Genomic DNA, 4,941 nt, shown 5'->3' with positions numbered 1-4,941 from the left:
GGCGGAGACGAGGGGATTTGAACCCCTGGTCCCCGTAAGGGGACTCCACCTTAGCAGGGCCAGGGGAGCCGCTCGGGCCGCATGATCCTGCGGTCTGATGCATGTCATGCAAGCGCCGTTTCAGTGTGCCCTGATAGCTCCGCTCCCCTGACGCTCCCCTGGTCCCGACCGCGCAGGCGATGGACCCTCTCGACGTTGACCGCGAGTTCTACGACCTCATCCGAGCCCGCTATTGCTCTCGTCCGTACGAGGCAAAGCCCGGTGCCTGGGTGCGGTGCGGCATCCATCTCAAGGCCCAGTGCGAGAGCTGCGCGGAACTGTACCGAGGCGATTGGGCCGCCATCGCGTGCTCGGGCCTATTCGATGAGGACGGCGCAGTCGTCGAGGGCTACCGCTACGCGTTTCTCACCCTCACCGCACCGAGCTTCGGCAAGGTGGATGAGACCGGCGCCGCCATTGACCCAACGACCTACGACTACCTCGGCCAGGTGGCCTGGAACTGCGCCTCCTCGGCACTTTGGCGTTCGACGCTCCATCGTCTCCATCGCCAATTCAGCGGGCTCGCCTACTTCGCGGTGATCGAGGCTCAACGTCGAGGCGTTCGGCACTACCACGTGGTCCTACGCATCCCCGAGAGAGAGGCTCCGCTTTTCCCCGAAGCCATTGAGCAGATAGCGGGGGCAGCGACCACTCAGTACGCCGGAGCCGTGATCGAGTGGGGCACGCAGCTCGATTGCCGGTACATCTCCAGCGCGACGGATGCCGCACGGGGCGAGATGGCTCAGACTATCTGGTACATCTCGAAAGCGCTCGGGTATGCGCTGAAGTCAGTAGATGAGAACGACCTGATGGCCAAGCCTGGGGCCGCGATCCCTCCGCACATCGAGCATCTCCGCGCTCTCACCTCCGCTGCGAGGAACGATCTCTGGTGCGCGCGGTGCCCAGTGAACGGCCCCCGAAACTGCCCCGCTCCGATCCATGGGAACTTCGGCTCGTCGGCCCAGGTGGTGCTTTACGCGCGCGGCTCCAAGAACCGCCCCTCATGGTCGTTCGGGGGACTCACTCGAACGAAGCAACGCGAGGATCCGACAGCGTGGATGCGGGCTGAAGCAGCCGCGGGACGACGCGAGCAACGGGACGGGATGTCAGAGCAAGAGCGCGAAGCCGCGAAGTGGATCAGAGCGAATTGGCACCTTCGGCATGATCCGTCTCCGGCAGAGGAGCCGTGCGCGAGCCGCGCGCCGTAGATCGGGCGTAGACACGTTCGGCAGCGCGAAGACGATCCTCCTCGACCTTCAGGGCTGCTTCGAAGCTTGCCCGCTCCTGGGGAGTCATCGCCGCGAGCGAAGCTTCTTCCACCTCTCGAAACGGGGTGCTCATCAGCACTACCTCCCCTCGGTGAAAGTCGCTCATCGGTAGTGGGAAAGACGATAGCGCCCCGATCTGACGGAACGCGGCAGCTCCATCGAGGGCAAAGCGCCGCTCGCGGCGCACGGCAGCAAATCCGCAGTCCTCACTCACGCTGTCATCAGCGAAGGCTGGACGATTATTAGTTGTATGAGCCAGGTCAGTGGGTGCTCGTTCGCCGCGTGATTCCGCAGAAGTCATGCTCGTTGGGGGCGGCTGGTCGTGCGTGGTTTCAGCCGGGTTCCCGGCCGACAACCGGCCCAAGAAGGTTGGGCAGCATTAGGTCGGCGACTCAGCTACCGACTGGAAGCATCAACTGATGCTTGATCGTCCGACCCAGCGGTCCCGCCGGTCTCAACCGCCGAAGGTTCTTCAGGTTGTTGCTCAGGCTCGGAGTCGAAATCTTTGGAGTGATGGATGGTCACGTCCAGCTGCGCCCTGGCCTTCCTGCGCACCGAGTTCGAAAAGTCGGCCTCGTCATTCGAAATTAGAACCTTATCCGTCGAGCCCGCCGCCGCTCCGAGGATGACCTGATCTTTCTTGTTGCGTGGCACAAGGCGCCGGATGTTGTCTCGAACCGTCTGCGCGGGGCGCGGGGCGAACCGGACGCGTCCTCCTGCTAGGCAGGCGACGAATAGCTGGAGTGCCGCTCCCATCGGAGGCAGAGTTTGCCTGTACTCCAGGTAAAGCTGGCTTGTGTGAGGGTCGGGCTGGCTCTTGCCGTTATCGTCGAGTACCCAAAACACCTCGCAACCTCGCATCCAGTCGAGCACGCCTTGAGCGCTCAACTGGTACGAAGAACCAGGATTATCGGCATGGCTCAATACATTCGTGTCCAGCACGACATCAGTTGAACAAACGTCTTCAACCCGCATTGCGAGAACTCCGCAGCGACTGCGCGGCGGCTAGCGCGAACGCCTCTTCCAGTTGATCCTCGAAGAAACCTTGAGGCCAGTCCTGACGAGCAATCTCCCCAAGTTCGCCGACTGGCACATCTCGCAGGATGGTTCCGGCATCTGACGCCTCCACGTAGTACACCGCAACATCGTCTGCGGCCAAGTCGCCCTCTGCTATCCGTCTCCGCAGACGCATCAGCATGTGCTCGCTATGGGTCTCGACAAGTACCCGGACACCGCTAGTCGCACGATCAATCAGGAAGTCAGTGACGATCGACTGTTGAGCCGGGTTTAGATGGATCTCGGGTTGCTGGGAAATGACCATCGACCCTTTTTTGCTCACCGAGCCCTGAACAAGAAGCGGTATGACCTGCGACAGCCCGACCCCCGTGTCCGCCAGGTTCACGACCAGGCCCGAGGGTGTAACAAGCTGGGCTTGGAAGTACTCGGGGCCAACCGAATCGAAGCGCAAGCTTCCGTAACCGAGCCGTTCCAGCCACTTATTCACTTCCGCAGCATCAATGTCGTCAGAGTGCCGGAACAAGAGCTCGGGTGCATGCTCGCCGCTTACCCCAACCTCGGAAGGAGCCTCCGCGCCGAGTCTGTATGTACGCTGCGGCAATGAGCGCAGTGGTCCGAGATAGCTGATCGAGTGGAGTAGCTCGAGAAGCGCAATGTTGGCAGCTGTCTGCGCGTCGTACACCCGGTACGCCGCGTTGTACCAGTCGCGGACCGCTTCCCAACGTTGCGGATCTTCTCGCACGCTTTGAGGAAGGAACAGTCCTCCGTAGCTGTTGAACAGGAACCCCTGGGGTTGTTCATCGCGAAAGGCCTTCCGAACGGCAGTGATCTCGCGATAGGGGCGTCCTGTCGCGCTCGCGGTCGGTAGGAGAGGAGACGTGAATGTGAACTGCCCGTCGGGTTCCTTGCGAGATCTCGCTATCAGAGCGTCGCCGGCGGCATCCTCTACGCGCTGTCGACTGACGAAGGGCTCAGAACCGTTCACGCTTCGGAAACTCGTCTCGATCGCAGCCGGGGCACGAACGGTTCGGACGCGTTCCACTTTTGACGGGTCGAGTGAGACTCGGAATGTCACGACTTCGTCAGGGTCGTGCTGGCTGACGTAATCAGAGAATGGGCCGACGTCAACGAGCGGCCCTCGGCCAAGTAGTGCCGTCCTTGGGTCACGCGCGCTAAGGGTTTGTTTCAAGAGAAGTAGCGGAGCGTACGCCGAAGACTTGCCGACATTGTTTCGACCGATGAGCATGGTCAGGTTTGGCAGCGACAGGCTCGTGCGCGATTTAAAGCCGCGGAACCCGGTCCACTCGAGTGCTAAACGATCCACACTTGCTCCTAACTAGTCCCGCGTCGCCTGGGGGCACACTTCGGCGGTCGACAGCGCACTCCGGTGTGCCAGATCACCCTATCGAGCGCAGTCGGCCGGGAGGCGGAAGGTGGCAGGCGTCGAGGAGCGCCCGGACCGCAGCGTAGTGAGGACCGGACGCGCCGCAGACGCCTGCCATACTCGCGCCAGCCGGAGGCCGGCCTTGATCCTGTATCGGAGATCGTGCCGCGTAAAACTCGGAGCGAGCGTGAGGGCTGCATCTGCGCGCACTTGAGAGGAACTTGGGGAGAAGCTTCCTGGGAATTTCCTGTGAAGAGTCTGCTGACCGCCGGATCCTGGCGTCGCGGTATTTGCTTGCAACTAGCAAGCAATTTGAGTAAAAGCCGGCCATCGGTTCGGTATCGGAGCCGATGTACTCGCTTTCCTTACGGATCTGCTCAGTACCCGCACACACACCACGGTCTCCGCGGGTTCGCACGACTCTCTCCGCGATGTGGACGTGGGCTGTGCGTGAGCGTTGGACGCACAGCAATCCCGTGCGCGGTGTTCGGACGCCTTCGGGATCGATCCAGGCTCATGATGGAGCACCGCTCATCTCCTCGACTCTCGCAACGATCATCGACGCTCAACGGGAACGATCCCCGCACGGAGCGCTCATCACCGAGTGGCTGAGCCTCACGGGACTCAGATGTTCGGAGCTCCGCGCTCTTCGCGTCGCCGATCTGCAAGACCTCCCGTTCCCCGCCGTTCGAGTTCTCCGTGCGCAGAGCGATGGCTACGCCGAGAAGGCTCCGAAGTCGGCTCGTGGTCGACGAACCGTCCCCCTCGTTGCGCGTGCCCAGGACATCGCCCGGGAGTGGGCATCCGGCAAGGGGTCGACCGACTACTTGGCGACGAGTGCCACCGGCCTCCAGCTCCGCGGCACCTATTTCCGCCGCGCCGTCGCTTGGACGACTACCTCGCCGGAGCACACGATCCATGACCTGCGGCACTACGCAGCCAGCACGTGGCTTCGTCAGGGCGTTCCGATCAACCAGGTCGCGGCCTGGCTGGGCGACGATCCACGCACGGTCCTGAAGGTCTACGCGCACGTTCTCGGAGAGGCGCAGGACATCGAAGCGCTGCGCCGTCTGAACGCGTCGCTCCCCTCACACTCCCCCGGAAACACTACGGAACGCGAATCACAGGAAGGAGGAAGGCCGGAAGAGCTTGATAGAACAGGCTCTGACCAAAAGAAGAACTGGCGGAGACGAGGGGATTTGAACCCCTGGTCCCCGTAAGGGGACTCCACCT

The 4,941-nt window shown here is 62.3% G+C and carries 4 protein-coding genes; 2 read left to right on the top strand and 2 right to left on the bottom strand.

All coding sequences use genetic code 11. The features are described 5' to 3' along the window. Positions 1-179: 179 nt before the first annotated feature. Entirely contained in the window at positions 180-1,247 is a 1,068-nt protein-coding gene (locus tag DW297_RS10530) for a replication initiator (protein ID WP_136032103.1), read from the top strand. A 456-nt stretch (positions 1,248-1,703) separates the two neighbouring features. Here the strand turns inward: DW297_RS10530 and DW297_RS10525 are convergent, their stop codons facing one another. Then, entirely contained in the window at positions 1,704-2,249 is a 546-nt protein-coding gene (locus DW297_RS10525; protein ID WP_136032101.1) for a hypothetical protein, read from the bottom strand. Positions 2,250-2,271: 22 nt separating this feature from the next. After that, entirely contained in the window at positions 2,272-3,648 is a 1,377-nt protein-coding gene (locus DW297_RS10520; RefSeq protein ID WP_136032099.1) for an AAA family ATPase, read from the bottom strand. 410 nt (positions 3,649-4,058) lie between these two features. Here DW297_RS10520 and DW297_RS19465 point away from each other — a divergent pair, with 410 nt between their 5' ends. Further along, on the top strand, positions 4,059-4,928 hold the full coding sequence (locus tag DW297_RS19465) for a tyrosine-type recombinase/integrase (RefSeq protein WP_136032097.1): 870 nt from the start codon (positions 4,059-4,061) through the stop codon (positions 4,926-4,928). Positions 4,929-4,941: the final 13 nt, after the last annotated feature.

Source organism: Microbacterium sp. PF5 (genome assembly GCF_004794315.1).
GTDB lineage: Bacteria > Actinomycetota > Actinomycetes > Actinomycetales > Microbacteriaceae > Microbacterium > Microbacterium sufflavum.
Note: the sequence above shows the minus strand (reverse complement) of the source record. Positions and strands in the feature narration are given on the sequence as shown.